Annotated in this window: 16 protein-coding genes and 1 other RNA gene; 11 read left to right on the top strand and 6 right to left on the bottom strand. The window is 59.5% G+C overall.

The window, feature by feature from the left end; all coding sequences use genetic code 11:
* Positions 1–41: 41 nt before the first annotated feature.
* Together ACQZ48_RS08695 and ACQZ48_RS08690 are read right to left on the bottom strand one after the other, a co-directional pair.
* Positions 42–2,516 (bottom strand): ATP-dependent helicase, encoded by a 2,475-nt coding sequence (locus ACQZ48_RS08695; RefSeq protein ID WP_217004216.1) that lies wholly within the window; start codon positions 2,514–2,516, stop codon positions 42–44.
* 101 nt (positions 2,517–2,617) lie between these two features.
* Positions 2,618–3,028 carry a carboxymuconolactone decarboxylase family protein gene (locus tag ACQZ48_RS08690; RefSeq protein WP_077981702.1) on the bottom strand — a complete coding sequence of 137 codons (411 nt, stop codon included), beginning with the start codon at positions 3,026–3,028 and terminating at the stop codon, positions 2,618–2,620.
* A gap of 238 nt (positions 3,029–3,266) precedes the next feature.
* On the opposite strand from ACQZ48_RS08690, the gene ACQZ48_RS08685 reads away from it, so the two are divergent.
* From ACQZ48_RS08685 to ACQZ48_RS08670, 4 genes are all read left to right on the top strand, one after another.
* On the top strand, positions 3,267–4,433 hold the full coding sequence (locus ACQZ48_RS08685; RefSeq protein WP_077981703.1) for an efflux RND transporter periplasmic adaptor subunit: 1,167 nt from the start codon (positions 3,267–3,269) through the stop codon (positions 4,431–4,433).
* A complete protein-coding gene (locus ACQZ48_RS08680) occupies positions 4,430–7,579 on the top strand; it encodes an efflux RND transporter permease subunit (RefSeq protein ID WP_191217573.1) in 3,150 nt (1,049 codons plus the stop codon). The genes ACQZ48_RS08685 and ACQZ48_RS08680 overlap by 4 nt, the downstream gene beginning before the upstream one ends.
* 131 nt (positions 7,580–7,710) lie before the next feature.
* A complete protein-coding gene (locus ACQZ48_RS08675) occupies positions 7,711–9,123 on the top strand; it encodes an FAD-linked oxidase C-terminal domain-containing protein (protein ID WP_191217574.1) in 1,413 nt (470 codons plus the stop codon).
* A gap of 91 nt (positions 9,124–9,214) precedes the next feature.
* Positions 9,215–12,934, top strand: a complete 3,720-nt coding sequence (locus tag ACQZ48_RS08670; RefSeq protein WP_448728735.1) for an AsmA family protein — start codon at positions 9,215–9,217, stop codon at positions 12,932–12,934.
* A gap of 365 nt (positions 12,935–13,299) precedes the next feature.
* On the opposite strand, the gene ACQZ48_RS08665 is transcribed toward ACQZ48_RS08670, so the two are convergent.
* From ACQZ48_RS08665 to ssrA, 4 genes are all read right to left on the bottom strand, one after another.
* Positions 13,300–13,509, bottom strand: a complete 210-nt coding sequence (locus ACQZ48_RS08665; protein ID WP_003522362.1) for a ribbon-helix-helix domain-containing protein — start codon at positions 13,507–13,509, stop codon at positions 13,300–13,302.
* Between the two features lie 113 nt (positions 13,510–13,622).
* Complete coding sequence (locus ACQZ48_RS08660) at positions 13,623–13,826, bottom strand: DUF4169 family protein (RefSeq protein ID WP_077981707.1); 204 nt, start codon at positions 13,824–13,826, stop codon at positions 13,623–13,625.
* A gap of 44 nt (positions 13,827–13,870) precedes the next feature.
* Entirely contained in the window at positions 13,871–14,383 is a 513-nt protein-coding gene (locus tag ACQZ48_RS08655; protein WP_077981708.1) for an SspB family protein, read from the bottom strand.
* Positions 14,384–14,612: 229 nt separating this feature from the next.
* Positions 14,613–14,987: a transfer-messenger RNA gene (gene ssrA / locus ACQZ48_RS08650) on the bottom strand.
* A 142-nt stretch (positions 14,988–15,129) separates the two neighbouring features.
* Between ssrA and ACQZ48_RS08645 the strand changes: the two genes are divergently transcribed.
* The 7 genes from ACQZ48_RS08645 (at position 15,130) to ACQZ48_RS08615 (ending at position 21,817) form a co-directional block, all read left to right on the top strand.
* On the top strand, positions 15,130–15,438 hold the full coding sequence (locus ACQZ48_RS08645) for a DUF2853 family protein (RefSeq protein ID WP_003522365.1): 309 nt from the start codon (positions 15,130–15,132) through the stop codon (positions 15,436–15,438).
* A 99-nt stretch (positions 15,439–15,537) separates the two neighbouring features.
* The gene (locus ACQZ48_RS08640; protein WP_077981709.1) at positions 15,538–16,332 is read left to right on the top strand and encodes a thymidylate synthase; all 795 of its coding nucleotides are present in this window, start codon (positions 15,538–15,540) and stop codon (positions 16,330–16,332) included.
* Positions 16,329–16,856, top strand: a complete 528-nt coding sequence (locus ACQZ48_RS08635; protein WP_137410668.1) for a dihydrofolate reductase — start codon at positions 16,329–16,331, stop codon at positions 16,854–16,856. Before ACQZ48_RS08640 ends, ACQZ48_RS08635 begins: the two co-directional genes overlap by 4 nt.
* A gap of 143 nt (positions 16,857–16,999) precedes the next feature.
* A complete protein-coding gene (gene hflK, locus ACQZ48_RS08630; protein WP_191218453.1) occupies positions 17,000–18,115 on the top strand; it encodes an FtsH protease activity modulator HflK in 1,116 nt (371 codons plus the stop codon).
* A 1-nt stretch (position 18,116) separates the two neighbouring features.
* Positions 18,117–19,040, top strand: coding sequence for a protease modulator HflC (gene hflC, locus ACQZ48_RS08625; RefSeq protein WP_077981712.1), 924 nt, complete (start codon positions 18,117–18,119; stop codon positions 19,038–19,040).
* 132 nt (positions 19,041–19,172) lie between these two features.
* The gene (locus tag ACQZ48_RS08620; RefSeq protein ID WP_191218454.1) at positions 19,173–20,060 is read left to right on the top strand and encodes a DMT family transporter; all 888 of its coding nucleotides are present in this window, start codon (positions 19,173–19,175) and stop codon (positions 20,058–20,060) included.
* 212 nt (positions 20,061–20,272) lie between these two features.
* Positions 20,273–21,817, top strand: a complete 1,545-nt coding sequence (locus ACQZ48_RS08615) for a Do family serine endopeptidase (protein WP_191218455.1) — start codon at positions 20,273–20,275, stop codon at positions 21,815–21,817.
* The last annotated feature ends 9 nt before the right edge of the window (positions 21,818–21,826 follow it).

Genomic DNA, 21,826 nt, shown 5'->3' with positions numbered 1-21,826 from the left:
GCTATGGAAAAAGCGGTCCGAGGGCATTCATGGTTGTCGAATCAAACCTTTTCCACAAATCCATCCAGCACGCGCTTCTGGCCGGCGCGATCGAAGTCGATGGTCAGCTTGTTGCCCTCGATGGCGGAAATATTGCCATTGCCGAACTTGATGTGGAAAACGCGGTCGCCGACGAAGAATTTCGAGGGCTTGTCAGCCACGGATTTGGCCACCAGTTCGCCATCTATAGTGCGGGTGCGCGGGCCGCTTTCGCCATAACCGATCCGTTCCACCGCATGGCCGGAGCGGGTGCCCCAATTGTCGCGGGTGGCGTCGCTGCGGTTCTGCTGCGCGCGCTTCCAGCCGGGGGTGGAGTAGTTGTTAGTGAAGGGATCGGCCTTGTCGAAGCGCGACTGGCCGTAGCCGCCACGTCCGCCATAACCGCCGTAATTGCTATCGGATGCCGCGACATCCACATGGGCGGGCGGCAATTCATCGAGGAAACGTGAGGGCAGGGTGGATTGCCACAGCCCGTGAATGCGCCGGTTCGACACGAACCAGATATGGCAGAGTTTCTTGGCACGGGTGATACCGACATAGGCAAGGCGACGTTCTTCCTCAAGACCGGAGCGCCCGCCTTCGTCCAGCGCCCGCTGGTGCGGGAACAGGCCTTCTTCCCAGCCGGGCAGGAAGACGGTGTCGAATTCCAGACCCTTGGCGGAGTGCAGCGTCATGATGGAGACGGCATCGAGATTTTCGTTTTGCTCGGCATCCATCACGAGTGCGACATGCTCGAGGAATCCGCGCATGCTTTCAAAGGCTTCCATCGAGCGGATGAGTTCCTTCAGGTTCTCAAGGCGTCCGGGGGCTTCTGCCGTCTTGTCGGCCTGCCACATGGCGGTATAGCCGCTTTCGTCGAGAATCTGCTCGGCAAGCGTGGTGTGTTCGGTGTTTTCCAAGAGGCCCTGCCAGCGGCGGAAATCCTGCACCACATCGAACAGCGCCTTGCGCGCCTTCGGCTTCAGCTCGTCGGTTTCGATGATATCGGCCGCGGCCGCCAGCATCGGAATATCGCGGGCGCGGGCATAGTCGTGCAGGTTGCGGATGGTCGTGTCACCAAGGCCGCGTTTCGGCGTGTTGATGATCCGCTCGAAGGCCAGATCGTCGGCCGGCTGGCAGACGAGGCGGAAATAGGCCATGGCATCGCGGATTTCGAGACGCTCATAAAAGCGCGGGCCGCCGATGACGCGGTAATTGAGGCCGAGCGTGACGAAACGGTCTTCGAATTCGCGCATCTGGAAGGAAGCGCGAACGAGGATCGCCATGTCGTTCAGCTTGTGGTTCTTGCGCTGTAGCTGTTCGATTTCCTCGCCCACCGCGCGGGCTTCCTCTTCGGAATCCCAGGCTGCGTGCACCACGACCTTTTCATCGTCAGGGCTGCTGCGCTCAGTAAACAGCGTCTTGCCGAGACGGCCCTCGTTGTGGGCGATCAGATGGCCGGCAGCGCCGAGAATATGCTCGGTGGAACGGTAGTTGCGCTCGAGCTTGATCACCTTGGCGCCGGGAAAATCCTTGTCGAAGCGCAGGATATTGTCCACTTCCGCGCCGCGCCAGCCATAGATCGACTGGTCGTCGTCGCCGACGCAGCAGACGTTTTGCGGCTCGCCCTTGGCGCGCTGGGCAAGAAGCCTGAGCCACATATATTGCGCCGTATTGGTGTCCTGATATTCGTCCACCAGAATGTAACGGAATTTCTGGTGATACTCCTTCAGAATATCCGTGTTGCGGCGGAAGATGCTGATCGGGTGCATCAGAAGGTCGCCGAAGTCGCAGGCGTTCAGCGTTTTCAGGCGGTTCTGATAGGCGGTGTAAAGTTCACGGCCCTTGCCATTTGCGAAGGCGCGGCTGTCCCCTTCAGGAATATCCGGCGGCGTCAGGCCCTTGTTCTTCCAGCCGTCGATCATGCCGGCGAACTGTTTTGCCGGCCAGCGCTTGTCATCAAGACCTTCGGCCTGGATGAGCTGCTTGATCAGCCGCACCACGTCGTCCGTATCGAGGATGGTGAAATCCGATTTCAGGCCGACGAGTTCGGCGTGACGCCGCAACAGCTTGACGCCGATGGAGTGGAACGTGCCGAGCCAGGGCATGCCCTCGACCGCGCCACCAACGAGAACGCCGATACGTTCCTTCATCTCGCGGGCAGCCTTGTTGGTAAAGGTCACGGCAAGAATCTGGCTCGGATAGGCCCGGCCGGTCGCGAGAATATGGGCGATGCGGGTGGTCAGAACGCGGGTCTTGCCGGTGCCGGCGCCGGCGAGGACGAGAACGGGTCCGTCCAGCGTTTCCACGGCATCGCGCTGTTCCGGGTTGAGGCCGGAAAGATAGTCGGGTGCAGCACGCGTCTGATCGCGCGCCGCCATGGCGCGGGCGGCAATGCCAAGCCCGCCGCCGCTTTCCGCACCGGCGTTGTTCGTTGCCCTGCGCGGTGCGGTGGGTTCCTCATCGAAGAACGGCATATCGTCAAAACTGTTGCTCATGCGGCCCAATGTAGTGATTCGGGATATAAAGGCCAGAACCGTGTTCTGCTTTTATTCCGGTATCATCAGTCAAAACGCCCATTCCAAGGCATTTTTTCGCATCACGCCTGTCTGTCGGCGTCGAAAGCGGCGTCAACGGGCACTTGCAGCGCGACCGCAAGCTGGTTGGTCTTGGCGGCAAGCGCGATGACGCGCAGTAAATCGGCATGCTGATCTGTCGTCATGCCCCTGGCTTTGGCGGCGGCCGTGTGGGAATGGGCGCAATAGGAACAGCCATTGGTGACGGAAACGGCAATGTAAAGCATTTCCTTCACGACGGGATCGAGCGCCGAAGGTGTCGCCATCACCGCCTTGACCTCACCCCATGTCTTTTCAAGCAGATCGGCATCGAAGGCGAGGTAGAGCCACATATTGTTGATGAAATCCGATTTGCGGGTGGCGCGGATGTCATCGAACACCGCTTTGACGCGAGGATCGGTTTCCGGGTTTTCGGTCTTCGTTACGGTGCTCATCGCTTCCTCCGGTTATGGCGTCTCGGGGGCAGATTAGCCCAATGGCGGATATTTGCGACAGGAATGCACGGATGGATTGCGGATTGGCTGCTCCGGGTGGCATTTGCGCCCAAATTACAATTACGTAAGGAACGGATTTGTGCGTTGCCTTGCCTTGGCCAAGCGGGAATAGTGTTTCTGTCCCGGAACGAGTGTTCGCGGGAATGCTTTATGCTGCGTGGATCAACCGGAGAAGTATATGCGGGTGTGGAAACAGGTGGGTGTCAGTGTTGCCGTGGTCGGAGCGGGGCTCTGTCTCTGGGGCTTCTATTCGCCCGAAGCCCGCAATCTGCTCGCCAGCATGGGGCTTGGCAAAACGCCTGCCGGGGCGATTGAAGTCGCCGCAACCGGCGGCCCGGCGGCCGGTGCGTCCACAGGGCAGAATGCCGGCGGTGCGCGCCGCAACGGCAGCGCCACACTGGTGGTGACGGCCCCGGTGAAGAAAGGCACGGTCAATGACCGTTTGAACGCCATCGGCAATGGCGAGGCGATCCAGTCGGTTGTCGTCATGCCGCAGGCTTCCGGCACGCTTTCCGAAATTCGCACATCGTCCGGCGCGCGTGTCGTGAAAGGGCAGGTGCTGGCGAGGCTCGACGATGAAGAGCAGGTGATCGAGCGCGACAAGGCGCAGGTGGCACTGCGCAGCGCCGTTGAAAAATCCAATTCCTACAAGAACCTGAAATCCGTTTCCCGCCTCGATGTGCTGGATGCGCAGATTGCCGAGGAAGCCGCCAAGCTTGCCTTGAGCACTGCCGAACTCAATCTCAAGCGCCGCGACATCGTTGCGCCGATAGAGGGTGTGGCGGGTATCGTCGCCGCCAATATAGGCGATAACGTCACCACGCAGTCAACCATCGTCAGCATCGACGACCGGTCCGAAATTCTCGTCAATTTCTGGGCTCCCGAGCGGTTCGCAACCGCGATCGAGGTCGGTATGCCGGTAGAGGCGACGTCGATTTCCCGGCCGGGTGAGACCTTCAAGGGTGAGGTCGAGGCCGTCGACAACCGCGTCGACGAGGCGAGCCGCACAATCCGCATCCGGGCGAAGTTCGGCAATGAGAAGGACGAGCTGAGGGCAGGCATGTCCTTCGGCGTCACCATGCGGTTTGCCGGGGAAACCTATGCCTCGGTCGACCCGCTGGCCGTGCAGTGGGATGCGCAAGGCTCCTATGTCTGGCGTGTGGCCGATAATAAATCGAACAAGGTGCGGGTGCAGATCGTGCAGCGCAATCCTGATGCCGTTCTGGTCAAGGCGGAGCTGGCGGATGGTGAGCCTGTCGTGATCGAGGGCCTGCAGCGTGTGCGCGAAGGGGGCGCGGTCCGCGTCGGTAATCAGCCCAAGCCCGAGGAGGTTGCCAGCCAATGACGACGCAGCCGCCCCCGGTTAAGGATTCCAAGCTCACCTTCACGGCATTGTTCGTGCGCCGGCCGATCCTGGCAGCGGTTCTCAACACGCTGCTGGTCGTTGCCGGTCTCGCAGCTCTGGTTGGCGTCGAAGTCCGCGAATTGCCGGATGTCGACCGGCCAATCATCAGTGTCAGGACCACCTATGAGGGGGCGGCGCCCGAGACTATCGATCAGGAAGTGACGCAGACCATTGAAGGTGCGGTGGCGCGGGTCAGTGGCGTGAAGTCCATCTCTTCCAATTCGCAATTCGGCACCAGCCGGGTGACGATGGAATTCGGCGACAATGTCGATCTGGCCGTCGCCGCCAACGATGTGCGCGACGCCATCGGCCGCGTCACCAACCAGTTGCCGGACGATGCCGACGAACCGCAGATCATCAAGGCCGATTCCGACAGCCAGCCGATCATGCGTCTCGCCGTCACCTCGTCCACGCTCAGCATGGAAGACCTGACCAAGCTGGTGGATGACGAGATCATCGACCGTCTGGCCGCTGTCGATGGCGTGGCGGATGTGGAGCTTTACGGCGATCAGGAAAAGGTTTTCCGGGTGGATCTCAATCAGGCGGCATTGGCGAGCCGGGGTCTGACTGTGACGGATGTTTCCAACGCGCTTGCCAGCGCCGCCCTCGATGTGCCGGCGGGATCGCTGAAAAGCACGACGCAGGACATCGTCGTGCGCGCCACGGCCAGCCTGACGACGCCTGAAGACTTCTCCAATCTTCTCATCAAGAACAATATCCGCCTCAGGGATGTCGCAACCGTTATGCTAGGGGCGGACGACCAGTCCACCTCTTTGCGTTCCAACGGCGTGCAGGGCGTCGGCCTCGGCGTCATCCGCCAGGCGCAGTCCAACACGCTCAATATTTCATCCGGTGTCAAGGCGGCCGTCGACGCCATGACGCCTAACCTGCCTGAAGGCACGCGCATCGTCGTCACCAGCGATGACGCCGTTTTCATCCAGGGCGCCTTGCATGAAGTCGAGCTGGCGCTCGGGCTCTCGGCGATCATTGTCGTGGTGGTGCTTTATCTCTTCCTGCGTGACTGGCGCGCAACGCTCATTCCCGCGATCACCATGCCGGTGGCGCTGATCGGCACTATCGTCGCCATCTATATGGTTGGTTTCTCGGTCAATATCCTGACACTTCTCGCCATCGTTCTGGCGACGGGTCTGGTGGTGGACGACGCCATTGTGGTGCTGGAAAATATTGTGCGCCGTCGGACGGAAGGCATGGGGCCGCGTGCCGCCGCCGTTCTGGGCACGCAGGAGGTGTTCTTTGCCGTTCTGGCAACGACGGCGACGCTTGCCGCCGTCTTCATTCCGCTGTCGTTTCTGCCCGGTCAGCTTGGCGGCCTTTTCCGCGAATTCGGTTTCGTCCTGGCCTTCGCCGTCGGCCTTTCCTCCATCGTGGCGCTGACGCTCTGTCCGATGCTCGCCTCACGCATGCTGAAAGAGGGGTTGAAGGAACCGACGGGGCCTTTGGCATGGTTCGGCAATGTCTTTGCCTCCACCTACCGGATGACCCTTGCGGCCTGCCTCAACAATCCGCTGATCGTCATCGTCGTGGCGCTTGGTTTTTCCGCCCTGTCGTGGATCGCCTTCGGCATGATCCAGAACGAATTGACGCCGCGCGAGGACCGCTCTTCGATCATGATGCGGGTCACGGCGCCGCAGGGCGTCAGTCTCGAATATACACGCGACCAGTTGCAGCGGATCGAGGAAAATCTGCAGCCGCTGCGCGATAGTGGGGAAATCCGCAATATCTATTCGATCACCGGCATGAACGGTTCCTCCAATACCGGTTTCATGGTGTTGACGCTGGCGCCCTGGGCCGATCGTGAGCGTACGCAGAACCAGATTGCCGCTGACGTGACCTCCGCCGCCAACGGGGTTCCGGCTTTGCGCGGCAATGCCATGCAGCCGAACAGCCTGCGCATTCGTGGTGCCGGCAACGGCCTGCAGATGGCGATGGTCGGCAGCAATTACGCAGCGCTGACAGAGGCGACGCAGAAGCTGTTGCTTTCGATGGAAGAGAGCGGCCTTTTCGTAACGCCGCGTTTCGACAATGAGCCCAATCAGGCGCAGATATCCGTCTCCATCGACCGCGAGCGCGCGTCCGATCTCGGCATCGACATCACCGGCCTGTCACGGGCGATGCAATCTCTGCTGGAAGGCCGTTCGATTGTGGATGTCTTCGTGGATGGCGACGCGATCCCCGTGCGCCTCCTGTCTTCCACGCGGCCGATCAACGACCCTACCGATCTCGAAAACGTCTTTCTGAAAACCGGCGACGGCAAGATCGTGCCGATGTCGGTGATCGCCACGCTGAAGGAAAATGCGGTTGCGCCGCAGCTCAACCGCGAGCAGCAGCTTCCTTCCGTCGGCTTTACCGCCAACCTGAAGGACGGCGTTTCGCTTGGCGAGGCGCTGCAAAAAGTCAACGAACTTGCGCAATCCGTGATGCCGCCAGGCGCGCGTCTGCTGCCGCTCGGTGAGGCGGCGACGCTGGAGGAAAATTCGAGCGGCATGCTGCTGACCTTCGGTTTCGCTATCGCCATCATCTTCCTCGTACTGGCCGCGCAGTTCGAAAGTGTGCTGAGTTCGATCATCATCATGTCCACGGTGCCGCTGGGTCTTGCCTGCGCTGTCATCGCGCTGCTGGTCACCGGATCGAGCCTCAACGTCTATAGTCAGATCGGTCTCGTGCTGCTCGTCGGCGTCATGGCCAAGAACGGCATTCTCATCGTCGAATTCGCCAACCATCTGCGAGACCAGGGCGCCACCGTGCGCGAAGCCATCGAAAAAGCCACCAGCATCCGCCTGCGCCCGGTCATGATGACAATGATCGCGACCATTTTGGGTGGCGTGCCGCTGGTGCTGGCGCAGGGTGCGGGGGCGGAAGCGCGCATCGCACTCGGCTGGGTCATCGTCGGCGGTCTGGGTTTTGCGACGCTGGTGACGCTTTACATCACCCCGGTATCCTACCTGCTGATTGCCCGTTTCGCCAAACCGCAGGCGGATGAGGAAATCCGCCTCCACCGCGAACTGGAACTTGCAGCACGTCGGAAGGCGCTGGAAGAGGACAAGCCGCTGCTTGCTGCGGAGTAAATGGGTGCCGCCAATTACCGTCCGGCGCAATTGCGATGCTGGACAAAGCCTTAACCTTATCCCATACCACCTGACGAAATTTCGTAACGGATCGAATCCGTTACGGGCAGATGTTGCGGTGGAGACGGACGATGGCGCTGAAAGATGTGGTGGCGGGAAAACGCAACGACGAGGGCATTGCCCTGGCACTGGCGGTACTGAAGCAGCAGCTGGGTGACAAGCTCCAGACCGGGCAGGCGTTTCGCGAGCAGCATGGCCATACCACCACCTATCTGACCTTGCAGGCGCCTGATGGTGTCGTTTTTGCCGAGAACGCCGATGACGTGAAGGCCGTGGTGAAAGCCTGCGCGCACTATAAGGTGCCGGTCATTCCTTTCGGAACTGGCTCTTCGCTGGAAGGGCAGGTCAATGCGCCCGATGGCGGAATATGCATCGATTTCAGCCGGATGAATCGCATCATTGAGGTGAATGCCGAAGATCTTGACGTGACGGTGGAGCCGGGTGTGACGCGCGAGGATCTTAACGTCTATCTGCGTGATACCGGCCTGTTCTTTCCGATCGATCCGGGTGCCAATGCCTCTATCGGCGGCATGGCCTCGACGCGGGCGTCGGGCACCAATGCGGTGCGTTACGGCACGATGAAGGACAATGTGCTGGCCGTTACCGCCGTTGTTGCCAATGGCGAGGAAATCCGCACGGCACGGCGCGCCCGCAAGTCGTCTGCGGGTTACGATCTGACGCGGCTTTTCGTCGGCGCCGAGGGCACGCTTGGGGTTCTGACCTCGGTTACGCTGCGGTTGCAGGGCATCCCGGAAAAGATCGCCGGTGGCGTCTGCACCTTCGACAGTATTCAGGCGGCCTGTGACGCCGTTATCATGACGATCCAGATGGGTGTTCCGGTTGCGCGCATCGAACTCCTTGATGAAGTGCAGGTGCGGGCCTGCAATGCCTATTCCGGCCTGAACTACGCGGAAAAACCGACGCTGTTCGTGGAGTTCCACGGCACCGAAGAGACGGCGGCGCTGCAATCGCAGCAGTTCGCCGAGATCGCCGCCGAATGCGGCGGCGTCGATTTCCGCTGGACGAGCGATGCGGCCGAGCGCAACAAGCTCTGGAAGGCGCGGCACGATGCTTACTGGGCTTCCCGCGCGCTTGCGCCGCAGCTCGATGGGCTGTCCACCGATGTCTGCGTGCCGATTTCGCGGCTGGCGGACTGCGTGGTGGAAACGCAGCAGGATATCAAGGAAAACGGCTTTCTGGCGCCGATCGTCGGCCATGCGGGCGACGGGAACTTCCACGTCCTCATCCTCTTTGATGGCAAGGACGCGGAAAGCGTGGCGAAAACCGAGGCCTTTGTCGCCCGCCTCAACCGCCGCGCCATCGCCATGGACGGCACCTGCACCGGAGAACACGGCATCGGCCAGGGTAAGATGAGTTTTCTGGCCGAAGAAGCGGGAAATGCACTGGATCTGATGCGTGCCATCAAAACGTCGCTCGATCCCGATAATATCTTCAATCCGGGCAAGTTGTTCCGTCTTGTCTGATCATTCTCATATTTGATTGGTACAAATGGCTGCTTGCCGTTAAGGCAAAAAAGGATAGGTTTGCAGCGTTCGCGAAGGGAGATGCAGGTCAGTGCTCGGACGTATTCTGGTTTTTCTGGGCGGACTGCTGGCCGTGGTGCTTTTTTCGGCGCTGCTTATTCCCTATTTCGTCGACTGGACGGATTTCCGCCGCGATTTCGAGGACCAGGCAAGCCGTATTCTCGGCAAGAAGGTGGTGGTCCATGGGCGCGTCGAAGCCCGTATCCTGCCTTTCCCTTCGGTAACATTGCATGATGTGCGCGCCGGAACGGATGCGGATGGATCGCCGCTCATTCAGGTGGCCCGTTTTTCCATGGATGCGGAGCTTGCGCCTTTCCTTTCCGGCGAGGCGCGTATCTTCGATATGCGGATCGAGGAACCCAAGGCCAAGATAAGGCTGCTGAAAGACGGCACGCTGGACTGGATGCGTGGCAGCCGGGCGGAAATTCCCGCCCGCACCGTGGTTCTGGAAAGCGTACAGATCGAAGGCGGGCAGATAGAATTCATCGACGAGCAATCCGGCCGCAACCGTGTCGTAACCGGCCTCAACGCCGATATGTCCGCCAATTCGCTGGCCGGGCCGTGGAAGGCGGAGGGACGCGCCGCCGTCGACGGGCATCCGGGTTCTTTCTCGCTCTCCAGCAGCGAGCCGGATTATGCCGCCGGCCGAATGGGGCTCAGGGTAAGGCTGTCGCCAGACGAACATCCGGTCGAGGTCGATCTCGACGGCGCGATTGCCGCAACGGCGGGAAAACCAGCCTATAGCGGCTCTTTCTCCTTCAGTTTCCGCGAGGACGAAAAGCAAAAGCAGCAGGCCGGACAATCGCTGTTTTCCTCGCCGCGCACCCGCGGCAATTTCGAACTGACCAATGAAAGCGTGCGCATACCGAACTACCGTATGGAACTCGGCGGCAGCGAGAATCCCTATGTCGTGACCGGTGAGGCGATGCTCGATACCGGCGCCAAGCCGGAATTCCTGCTGACGGCCGATGGCCAGCAGATCGATGTCGCCCGTTTCGCGCCGCCGGTCTTGCAGACGGGCAAGACCTCACGCCAGCCCACCGTCTCGGTGCGACAGCGCATCGAGGCCTTTGCGGCCATGGTGGCCCGCATTCCGGTGCCGCCGGTGCCGGGCAAGGCCAGCATCAGCCTTCCGGCGCTGGTTTCCGATGACACAACCATTCGCGACATCAGGCTGGATGTGCGCCCGGACGGCAGCGGCTGGCAGGTTGTGAATGCCGTGGCAACCCTGCCGGGCCGGACGCAGCTCGAGGCCAAGGGATCGTTGACGCTTCTCGGCGGCCCCGCTTTCAACGGCAATCTGCTGCTTGCCTCCAACCAGCCTTCGGGTCTGGCGAATTGGCTTTCCGGTTCCGTCGATCCGGCGATCCGCCAGCTCAATGCCGCCGGTTTTTCCGCCGATGTCTCGCTGACCACGCTCAACCAGCGTTTCGACAATCTGGAGCTTGCAGTCGGCGATGCGTCGCTGAGGGGCGCGCTGGAGCGCCGCTCCGACGGCAAGACCTCCAATCTTTCCATTGATCTTGCCGGCAACGAAATTGATCTCGATGCGCTGAAGGCGCTCGGCAGTCTGGCGCTTGGCGATCAGGTCGGCAGTTCCGTTCTCGACCACCGCATTACGGCGAAATTCAAGGCTGACCGGTTCAACATGGCTGGTGTAACCGCCAATCATGTCGAGACCGCCTTCACCATGGCGGGGGGCGTTCTCTCGCTGGAAAACATGACGGCCGGAGACATCGCCGGTGCGGAGGTCAGGGCAAAGGGCGAGCTGCAGGGCTCGCTGCTGAAATATGCGGGCAAGGGCACGGTGAACCTGCATGCGGCGGATATGCAGCCGTTCTTCACCATGCTGCAGCAGAAATTGCCGAACCATCCATTCCTCAGCCGTCTGGCGGCGAGCGCGCCTTGGTACGCCAATTCCGATCTCTCAATGGATGTTTCGGTCAATAGCGAAAAAGGCGGCGCCAATGTCGCCGTTTCCGGCACCGTCAATGGCAGCCGGCTGTCGGCTGTGGCCAAGATGCCGGATTTCCTGTCGATCACCGATGATACCGCCATGTCGCTGGAAGCGGTTCTGAAGAACCAGTCGACGGCTATTCTGTTCGGGCAGGCGGGGCTCGATCCGCTGCCCTTCGATGCGGATGGCGAGGGCCTTCTATCCATCAAGCTCAACGGTACGCTCGGCTCGCCCGCCCAGACGGAACTGCGCTTCTCGACGGAGCGCACGCATTTTTCGATGAACGGTTCATTTGCCGTTTCGTCCGCCAATTTCGGTGAGGGCAGCGCCGACGTGGCGCTCGAAAGCGCTGACATCGAGCCCTATCTCATCATGAACGCCGTCGGTCTGCCGCAGCTTGGTGGCGGCTTGGCGTTGAAGGCAAATGCCAAAGTGGCGGTGGATGGGCAAAAGATCGTGCTTTCCTCTATAGGCGGGCAGGCCGGCGGAAATCCGTTCTCGGGCAACCTCTCTTTCCAGCGCGCCGCGCCCTATCCCGTCACCGGCGATCTTGCGGTCAGAACGGCCGATCTCGCCTGGCTGGGTGACGCGATCTATGGGCCGGTGATCGATCCGGAAACCGGGGCGCTCAACGCCAAACCGCTGGCCATGGCCGCTTTCCCGCAGCTCAAGGCTTCGCTTGCCTTGAAAGCGGAAAGCTTCGAGGCCGGCCCCTTCGGCACGATCACGGGTGTTTCGGCCAAGGTCACGCATGATGCGGGCAGCCTCTCGCTCGACGATGTTGCCGGCACCTTCATGGGCGGCAAACTTACGGGACGGCTTGCCATGTCGACGGGCGAGGGTGCGGGCATTTTCCGCACGAAGATCGCGGTGACCGACGCAAATCCGGAGCCGATCCTGTGGGCCAATGCCAACGGTCCTGTTGCGACAGGCCGGGTTGCTATTGATCTCACAGCCGAATCGACCGGCAAAAGCGTTGGTGAAATGCTGAGATCGGCGGGTGGCTCGGGTGAAATCAGGGCCAGCGGGCTCGTGGTGAAGGGGCTTAATCCCGGAGCCTTGCCGCCGATCCTGCAGGCGGCCGATGGTTTGCAGCAGCCGATCGACGCGCCCAAGGTGCGGCCGCTGGTGGACCAAAACCTATGGCAGGGTGAAATCGGGCTTGGCGATGTGGCCTTGCCGTTCTCGCTGAATGGCGGCGCGCTTCATTTCAAGAATTTGCGTGCGGGGATCGATCCGGTAACGCTGACGGCCGATGCGACCGTCGATCTTGCGGCTTCGACGGTGAACGGCGACCTCGATCTCCTGTTCAATCCTGGCACAGAAACGGTTGCGGGGGCCGAGCCTTCGGTGCGCTTGAATTATAACGGTCCGCTTGCAGCCCCTGCTTTGACGACCGATGTTGCGGCGCTCAGCAATTATCTTTCTCTCCGGGCTTTCGAAAAGGAGCGCCGCCGGGTGGAGGCCATGCAGGCCAGCGTTCTCGAAAAGCAGCGCCTGCGCCGCGAAGTGGCGCTTTATCGCTCTCAGGCGGCCGAGCGGCAGGCCGAGAAAGAACGGGCCGAGGCGGAGGCCAGGGCCAAGGCCGAAGAAGAGGCACGTTTGAAGGCTGCGGCCGAAGAACGTCTGCGTCAGGAAAAGGAGCAGCAGGAGCGGTTACAACAGCAACAGCAGCAACAGGAACAGGAGCCACAGCCGACGCCCGAGCGGCAATCCGCGCCGGTTCTGGTGGTACCTCCGACGGAAAACGCGATCCGGCAACTGGCGCCTGAAAACGCTCCCGCCACGCCGTAAGCTTGTGGGCAGGGGAAGGGGAAGGCTATCTGCCTTCACATTGAGAAAGTGGGGAAACCGATCCCGGAACGTTGCATCATCCTCGAGCATGAGTCGAGAATTTCTCGGCAAACTCGCTCCCTTACGGCGGGAACCCGGGAAGGCTTCGTGGTGGATGAGAAAAGTCTGGAAAAACGGTATTTGAATGCAAGGCTACGCAATACGGGAAATGCCTTGCAGCGCACACTAGGCCGCCAATGTTTAATGAATGCTTTCACGGCGTTACGAGTTTTTGGCAGTAATTTTTGTAGTCCCGGGGGACAAATCCGGATAGAGGCATCCACAGGTCGTGATCGATTGCGTGTCTTTACTCACGCCGGAAAACCTCAGCGGGTTTTCAGCCAGTTCAGCACATAAACCCGCAGTGACGAGGACAAATTGCTGTCGGCGGAGCGGTTGTCGTCTATTTCGGCGAGCAGCGCCGCGAAACTGATCTTGCGTCTTTCCGCAATGGTTTTCAGCTCGTCCCAGAAGGCGTCCTCGAGTGAAATGCTGGTGCGGTGACCGTGCAACGTCGCGGAGTGCTTGCGGATCATCAGATCGGTCTCCGGTGAAACCGGTTGGAGGTCTCAATCATGTCTCCCCGGCAAGTCCCTGTTTTTCGATTCTTGTCCGATAGTCCCGAAATCCGCGACGGTCGGCCGACCTGTCAGTCTTTGCCGGTCCCGTCATCGTTTTTTTCGAGCCGCCCCTGATCGAGCGCCCTTTCGGCCTTTTCGTTCAGGGCCGAGGTGAGATTTTTTTCGGTCTTGGTGCGGCCGAAGGACAGGCGGTTCTGTTCCGCCTGCTTTTCTTTTTCGCTACGGGCTTTCTGTTTCCGAAACTGTCGCAGATTGACGATATCGGCCGCCATGGGGATATGTCTCCTCGGGTTTCGTAAGCTCGGCGTAAAAGCCGTTATTGCTTTTTGCGGAAGGCATCCAGCGAAACGACCGAGCCTTCCTTCTTTTCCTCGCCGGATTTGGGCGTCTCGGAAGCGGCAGCGGGCTTTGCTTCATGGGAAACGGGATAAGCGGTGATCTCCGCGTCTTCGATTTCCGCCTCTTCGGCCAGAGGCACGTCGAATTCGAGCTCGAAATTGACGGAAGGATCGTAGAAACCGCGAATGGCGTTATAGGGAACGACCAGTTTTTCCGGCGTATCCGAGAAGGACAGGCCGATTTCGAAGCCGGTTTCGGTGACTTTCAGGTCCCAGAACTGATGCTGGATAACGATAGTCATCTGCTCGGCATATTTCGCCTTGAGGTGCTGGGAAATCCGCACGCCCGGCGCACCGGTCAGAAAGGTGATGAAGAAGTGGTGGTCGCCGGGCAGACGGCCGGTTGCGGCCACTTCACCCAAAACCTTACGAATAACGCCGCGAAGGGCATCCTGTGCGAGAATGTCGTAACGGATATGATCCTGCCCCATGCGGTCCTGTCTTTCCCTTATTCGAACGTCTTTTCATGTGCGGCGCGGCCTGCGCGCCAAGGACGCTGTAACACTTTGAATCTTCGCGTAATCATTGAGTCGGGACCATTTCCGATCCTGACGCTTACGCGTTACCCAAGTATACGCAATGTCCCGAACGGCAGCAACGGAAAAGCCGACGCCGTTCGCAAGTCAGCTATCATATAACCAATTCAGGCAAAATGGAGAAGGTGGAGGTTTCTGTTGCCAGGTACCTCCGAACCCCGCCTTACGGGGCTAACCGTAAGGACTTTAGAGCGGAATTCCCGCACCGCCATTAGGCAGCGAGAGCATATTCCTTAGCGTTGTTGTCGTTTGCAACTACACTTGTGACCCGATAACGGCGGTATCATGCCGAGCAAAAGTTCGATCTTTACGCCCTTGTCGATCCTATTTCGCCCCCATCAAAAGCCGGCCTTCATTTCATGAAAGTCCGCCGGTTTTTGGTGGAGGCGCCGGGTACCGCCCCCGGGTCCAATAGGTTTATTACACCGACCGTTTATCGCCATAGCCGGGTTGCCCCGGCAAGGTTCATATAGGCGTTTCGACCGCCTGAGAAAAGGGGGGTGATGACAATTCCATGAAAAGGTTTCGTGATTGCCGCCCGCACTTTAGACAATTCTTGACGACGAGAGATTGCTGTCCCATTCTCCATGCAACCGGTCAGCAGAAGCAACGTGGCGCCGGGGACACACGAAGGAGTGGACATGACTGACTATCTCGCAGATGTGAAGAAATACGACGCAGCAGCCGACGAAGCCGTGGTCGGCAAGATCGTCAAGCATCTCGGCATTGCCCTGCGCAATCGGGATTCCTCGCTGGTGTCCGCTTCCGATCCGGAAGAGCTTGCACGGGTGAAGGCGAGCTGGTGCGGCAAGAAGCTCGGCGTGACCGACGGTACGGCCGATCAGGCAATCGATGCTGTCGCCAAGGCCATGGCTGCGGACCGCTCCAAGTCGCGCGTGACCTTTTATTATCTGGTCGCCAAGGAACTCGGGAAACTGCAATCCCTCTGATTTTTCGTGAAAGGCGGGGATAAGCGTTTCCCCGATGATTGGTTCTGCCGCCCTGTGCTATTATATTCCCTCGATATCAGGGAATCGGCGGCAGAACGCATGAAACAATATCTCGATCTTCTCCGGCACGTCATGGAAACGGGCTCCGACCGTGGAGACCGCACCGGCACGGGCACGCGCTCGGTGTTCGGTTACCAGATGCGTTTTGATCTTGCGCAAGGTTTTCCGGTTCTCACCACCAAGAAACTGCATCTGCGCTCCATCATCCATGAACTGCTGTGGTTCCTGAAGGGCGACACCAATATCGCCTATCTCAAGGAAAACGGCGTTTCCATCTGGGATGAATGGGCTGACGAAAACGGCGATCTCGGCCCGGTCTATGGCGCGCAGTGGCGCTCCTGGCCGGCGCCTGACGGGCGCCATATCGACCAGATCGCGCTTCTGATCGAGGCTCTGAAAACCAATCCGAACTCCCGCCGTCACATCGTTTCGGCCTGGAACCCGGCGTTGGTGGACGACATGGCGCTGCCGCCCTGCCATTGCCTGTTCCAGTTCTATGTTTCCGATGGAAAGCTGTCCTGCCAGCTTTATCAGCGTTCGGCCGACATTTTTCTCGGCGTGCCGTTCAACATCGCGTCCTATGCGCTGCTGACGCTGATGGTGGCGCAGGTCACCGGCCTGAAGCCGGGCGATTTCGTCCATACGCTCGGCGATGCGCATATCTATGCCAATCATTTCGAACAGGCGAGGCTGCAGATGACGCGTACGCCCAAGGCGTTGCCGACGATGCGACTCAATCCGGATGTGAAGGACCTTTTCGCCTTTAAGTTCGAGGACTTTACGCTGGAAAACTACGAGGCCGATTCAAGCATCAAGGCGCCGATCGCGGTATGAGCGAGCCGCGCGTCACCATCATCGTCGCGGTATCCGAAAACGGCGTCATTGGCCGCGACCTCGACATGCCGTGGAAACTCTCCACCGACCTCAAGCGCTTCAAGGCGACGACGATGGGCAAGCCGCTCATCATGGGGCGCAAGACGTTTTTATCCGTCGGCGAGCGTCCATTGCCGGGCCGCCCGCATATCATCGTCAGCCGTAATGCCGATTACCGACCACAAGGTGTCGATGTCGTCTCGTCGCTGGATGAGGCCGTCAGGCTTGCAAAGACGAAGGCTTCGGAACTGGGCGTGGACGAGGTTTTTGTCGCCGGCGGCGGTGAGATTTACCGTCAGGCCATGCCCTTTGCCGATCAACTTTCCGTCACCCATGTGGCGGTAAAACTCGATGGCGACACTTTTTTTCCGGAAATCGATCCCGCCGTTTTTGAGAAAACCGAGGAAATCCCCGCTCCTGCGGGGGAAAAGGACAATTATCCGGTTCTGTTTACCACTTATGTGCGAAGAGCCGCGGCAAAGTGAACTATTTACCCGGATCGGGTATTTAGTTACCACCTCTGCGTTGAAACGGACGCTTCTCCTTCCTATAACGGGTCCATATTCCCGCCGCACGCGAGCAATCGCTTTCGAACGGAACCGGGAGAGGCTTTTATAAAGAGGTATTGATGCCCTGGAGCAATCAGAATGGCGGCGGCGGCCCTTGGGGCGGCGGCGGTGGAGGAAACAACCAGGGCGGCGGCGGCGGCCCTTGGGGGCAGGGGCCTAACCGGCCTCGCGGCGGCGGCGGCAATGGCGGCCCGCCCGATCTCGAAGAGATCATCCGGCGCAGCCAAGACCGTTTCAAGAATGTGTTGCCCGGCGGCTTCAACGGCGGGGCAATCGCCATTGTGGTTCTCGTCGTGCTGGTTTTTCTCGGCATCCAGTCCATCTATACCGTCCAGCCGGATGAGCGCGGTGTGGAACTGCGTTTCGGACGTCCCAAGGACGAAATCTCGATGCCCGGCCTGCATTTCCATCTGTGGCCGATCGAGACGGTGGAAATCGTCAAGGTCACGGAACAGCAGCAGAATATCGGCTCGCGCGCCTCGTCGTCTTCGTCGAGCGGCGTGATGCTGACGGGCGACCAGAACATCGTCAACGTGCAGTTCTCAGTGCTCTATACGGTTTCAGATCCGAAATCCTATCTCTTCAACGTCGACAGCCCGGCCGAAACGCTGCAGCAGGTTTCCGAGAGCGCCATGCGTGAAGTCGTCGGTCGTCGTCCGGCACAGGACATTTTCCGCGACAACCGCCAGGCAATCGCTTCTGACGTGCGCAGCATCATCCAGTCCACCATGGACGGTTATGGTGCCGGCATCTCCATCAATGCCGTGGCCATTGAAGATGCGGCGCCGCCGCGCGAAGTGGCCGATGCCTTCGACGAAGTGCAGCGTGCCGAACAGGACGAAGACCGTTTCGTTCAGGAAGCCAACCAATACGCCAACCAGAAGCTTGGTGCCGCCCGCGGTCAGGCCGCGCAGATCCTCGAAGAGGCGAACGCTTACAAATCGCGCGTCGTCAACGAGGCACAGGGTGAGGCGCAGCGCTTCATTTCCATCTACGACCAGTATCGCACGGCGCCTGACGTGACCCGTCAGCGTATGTTCCTGGAAACGATGGAGCAGGTTCTGAAGGGTTCCAACAAGATCATCATCGACGAGAAACAGGGCGTGGTGCCTTATCTGCCTCTGAACGAGATCATGCGCAACAATCCGGGCGCAGCACAGCAGGGAGGCAACTGATATGGGTAACCGTCTTACGGCCGTTCTTGTCGGTCTCGCCGTCCTGCTTTTCCTCGGTTATTCGTCGATCTTCGTGGTCAACGAGCGCCAGCAGGCCATCGTCGTCCGCTTCGGTCAAATCCAGGACGTGAAAACGTCACCTGGCCTGTATTTCAAGCTGCCCTTCGCCTTCATGGATGCCGACCGGGTGCAATATGTCGAGAACCGGGCGCTGCGCTTCGATCACGACAATATCCGTGTTCAGGTTTCCGGCGGCAAATTCTACGAGGTTGACGCCTTTGTGGTCTATCGCATCACGGATGCACGCCGCTTCCGGCAGACGGTCTCGGGTGACCAGATGTCGGCGGAATCGCGCCTGCGCACCCGTCTCGATGCGTCGCTGCGCCGGGTCTACGGTCTGCGCGGCTTCGAATCGGCGCTTTCGGATGCGCGTGCATCGATGATGCAGGAAGTGCGTGACGATCTGCGCCCCGATGCGGAATCGCTCGGCATCAGCATCGTCGATGTCCGCATCCGTCGCACGGACCTCACGCAGGAAGTCTCGCAGCAGACCTTCGAGCGCATGAAGTCGGAACGTCTGGCTGAAGCCGAACTGATCCGTGCCCGCGGTAACGAAGAAGCACAGCGCCGCCGTGCCATCGCCGACCGCCAGGTCGTCGAATTCGAGTCGGACGCCCGCCGTCAGTCCGAAGTGCTGCGCGGTGAAGGCGATGCCGAACGCAACAAGGTGTTCGGCGAGGCTTTCCAGCGCGATCCTAGCTTCTTCGAGTTCTATCGCTCCATGTCTGCCTACGCCAATGCGTTGAACGGCACCGGCACGACGCTGGTCCTGTCCCCGGATTCGACCTTCTTCCGTTATTTCAACAATATCGACGGTGCGGCACCTGCCGCTCCCGCCGCCCCTGCGCCAGCGCCGGCGAACTGATAACGGATCAACTGATTTTGGAGGGGCCGGTTTTTACCGGCCCTTTCTTTTTGAGCGTGTGCACTCTGAAATTCATAAAATTGTGGGTCAACGACACTAATCTTCGGTTTTCACAATCTGGAAGAACGGAAGATGCTGCGCGCGCTTCAGCATGATATAGACAGTTACTCAGTCGCCCTTGTTTTCGCCGTACTTGGCTTCGCAGCCTTTTCATTGATGGACGCTGTTTCCAAAACTCTCAGCAGTTCACACTCTCTTCCTCAAGTGCTTTTTTTCTCCGGTGTTTTTGCCGTCATTTTCAGCTTGTTGCTTTCCAAGCCGTTGGGAGGCTTTAAGATTCACTCGGCAAAGGGATGGGCAGTGGTGTCCACGCGGGGTGTCATGTCCGCTGGCATGATATGGCTGACACTATATGCGATTTCGCGTATGTCGATTGCGGACGTTTATTCGATCCGCTTTACGAGCCCTATCATCACGATATTGCTGGCTTTGGTGTTTTTGAGAGAGCGTCCCATCAGCCTTCAATGGTTTTCTGCTTTTCTGGGTCTTGCAGGTGTCCTGATCGTTCTTCAGCCGAGTGGCGTGATGGACAGCCTGGCCGTTATCATGGCCTTTGCTGCCGCTTTGGCGCAATCCGCATCGACAGTTATGGTGAGGCGGTGGAGGGCCCAGTCAACGCCGCTGGCAGATACCATGCTGCCTGTCGTCATCCTGGTTCTCATCACCGGAGCCCTTTTACCCGAACGCTTTATTGCACCGACACCGATTGAGTGGCTGTTCTATGTTGGGGCAGGTGCTTTGCTTGCAGTGGGAAGACTATGCCTGACGCTTTCGATTCGAATGGCGCAGTCCTCTTTCATCGCGCCGGTTCAATATACCCAACTGTTCTGGAGTTTATTATTCGGCTACCTATTCTTCTCCGCGCAGCCGACACTGGTGTCGTGGCTGGGTTACGTTCTTGTTCTCGCAAGTGGTGTTGTTGGGGTGATGGCGAGCCGGAAAGCGTCGTCCGAGCGATAGTGTTCCCATATTTTCAGTGTTCTCTCCTGGAAATGATCACAATTGACAATAGGTGTTTGCCTCGCTCACGCTTTTCTGTACGGCTTTGAGGCGCGCGAAGAGGTTCCGGAATCAATTGCCTGTTCACGAAAAGGTATTTTTACACTTCATCATTCCGCCTTATGCTTTGACGATATATGCAGGGCAAGACTATTTGAAACGCGAGGACGCTTATGGCCGTGACCCTTCTTTCGCCTTTTCGCAGCAGCATCGCCGCCGTTGCGGGCATCGCGCTTGTGGCGGGCAGCCTTTCGGCGCCGGTTGCGGCAAGAGCGCAGAGCCACGGGCCGGAATCGGTGGCCGATCTCGCCGAGCCGCTGCTCGATGCGGTGGTGAATATTTCCACATCGCAGAACGTCAAGACCACGGGCAAAGGCCCGGTTCCGCCGCGTCTGCCGGAGGGCTCGCCCTTCCAGGAATTCTTCAAGGACTATTTCGACAGCCAGAAGCCCGAGGGCGGCGAAAAGGTCAGTTCGCTCGGGTCCGGTTTCGTGATCGACCCGGCCGGTTATGTCGTCACCAACAACCACGTCATCGAAGGCGCCGATGCCATTGAGGTGATTTTCCCGAATGGTTCGAAACTCAAGGCGACGCTGGTTGGCACCGACACCAAGACCGACCTTTCCGTCTTGAAAGTGGAGCCGAAAGCGCCTTTGAAAGCCGTCAAGTTCGGTGATTCGCGCAGCATGCGTATCGGCGACTGGGTGATGGCCGTCGGCAACCCCTTCGGGCTTGGCGGCTCATTGACCGTGGGCGTCATTTCCGCACGCGGCCGCAACATCAATGCCGGCCCCTATGACAATTTCATCCAGACGGATGCGGCGATCAACAAGGGCAATTCCGGCGGTCCGCTTTTCAACATGAAGGGCGAGGTCATCGGCATCAATACGGCGATTATATCGCCGAGCGGCGGTTCGATCGGTATCGGCTTTGCGGTGCCGACGGAGCTTGCGCAGAATATCGTGCAGCAGCTCATCGAATTCGGCGAGACCCGCCGCGGCTGGCTCGGCGTTCGCGTTCAGCCGGTCACTGATGATGTGGCCGCGAGCCTTGGCATGGATAGCGCCAAGGGTGCGCTTATTTCAGGCGTAGCCAAGGGCGGACCGGTGGAGAACGGCCCAATCCAGGCTGGCGATGTTGTCCTGAAATTCGACGGCAAGGACATCAATGAGATGCGTGATCTCCTGCGCATCGTGGCAGAAAGCCCGGTTGGCAAGGAAGTCGATGTTGTTGTCTATCGCGACGGCAAGGAAGAGACCGTGAAGGTCAAGCTTGGTCAATTGCAGGATACGGCCGACGAAAAGGCCTCGACCGACGACCAGCAGAGCGAAGACGGCGACGGTGGCATGGTTGTGCCCGAAGACAATGACGGTGGCGACGATCAGGCACAGGACCAGACGCCGGAAGTTCGTGAAGCGCCGCAGAGCGTGCTCGGCATGAACCTCGTGGTGCTGAGCAACGAGTTGCGTACCGAAAAGGGCATTGCCGAAAGCGTGGAAGGCGTGCTGGTGGCCAGCGTCGATCCCGGTTCCCCGGCCGAACAGAAGGGCATGAAGGCCGGCGACGTGATCGTTGAAGTCGGTCAGGATTTCATGGAAGTTCCGGGCGATGTGCTGGTCCGTGTCAACGGGCTGAAATCCGAAGGCCGCAAAAATGCGCATATGATGGTGGCGGATGCGCAGGGCAATCTGCGTGTCGTGGCGCTGCCGCTGGAATAAGCCGCTTTT

This window comes from Agrobacterium sp. 22-209-1 (assembly GCF_053522485.1).
This window is presented reverse-complemented; position numbering and strand designations above follow the sequence as displayed.

Excerpts from the sequence above, each read along its gene's own strand:
- ACQZ48_RS08645 (WP_003522365.1), top strand. The coding sequence starts at position 15,130 with ATGACTGACTATCTCGCAGATGTGAAGAAATACGACGCAGCAGCCGAC.
- ACQZ48_RS08655 (WP_077981708.1), bottom strand. The coding sequence starts at position 14,383 with ATGGGGCAGGATCATATCCGTTACGACATTCTCGCACAGGATGCCCTT.
- ACQZ48_RS08675 (WP_191217574.1), top strand. The coding sequence starts at position 7,711 with ATGGCGCTGAAAGATGTGGTGGCGGGAAAACGCAACGACGAGGGCATT.
- ACQZ48_RS08665 (WP_003522362.1), bottom strand. The coding sequence starts at position 13,509 with ATGATCCGCAAGCACTCCGCGACGTTGCACGGTCACCGCACCAGCATT.
- ACQZ48_RS08635 (WP_137410668.1), top strand. The coding sequence starts at position 16,329 with ATGAGCGAGCCGCGCGTCACCATCATCGTCGCGGTATCCGAAAACGGC.
- ACQZ48_RS08620 (WP_191218454.1), top strand. The coding sequence starts at position 19,173 with ATGCTGCGCGCGCTTCAGCATGATATAGACAGTTACTCAGTCGCCCTT.
- ACQZ48_RS08615 (WP_191218455.1), top strand. The coding sequence starts at position 20,273 with ATGGCCGTGACCCTTCTTTCGCCTTTTCGCAGCAGCATCGCCGCCGTT.
- ACQZ48_RS08680 (WP_191217573.1), top strand. The coding sequence starts at position 4,430 with ATGACGACGCAGCCGCCCCCGGTTAAGGATTCCAAGCTCACCTTCACG.
- ACQZ48_RS08690 (WP_077981702.1), bottom strand. The coding sequence starts at position 3,028 with ATGAGCACCGTAACGAAGACCGAAAACCCGGAAACCGATCCTCGCGTC.
- ACQZ48_RS08685 (WP_077981703.1), top strand. The coding sequence starts at position 3,267 with ATGCGGGTGTGGAAACAGGTGGGTGTCAGTGTTGCCGTGGTCGGAGCG.
- ACQZ48_RS08660 (WP_077981707.1), bottom strand. The coding sequence starts at position 13,826 with ATGGCGGCCGATATCGTCAATCTGCGACAGTTTCGGAAACAGAAAGCC.
- ACQZ48_RS08695 (WP_217004216.1), bottom strand. The coding sequence starts at position 2,516 with ATGAGCAACAGTTTTGACGATATGCCGTTCTTCGATGAGGAACCCACC.
- hflC (WP_077981712.1), top strand. The coding sequence starts at position 18,117 with ATGGGTAACCGTCTTACGGCCGTTCTTGTCGGTCTCGCCGTCCTGCTT.
- ACQZ48_RS08640 (WP_077981709.1), top strand. The coding sequence starts at position 15,538 with ATGAAACAATATCTCGATCTTCTCCGGCACGTCATGGAAACGGGCTCC.
- hflK (WP_191218453.1), top strand. The coding sequence starts at position 17,000 with ATGCCCTGGAGCAATCAGAATGGCGGCGGCGGCCCTTGGGGCGGCGGC.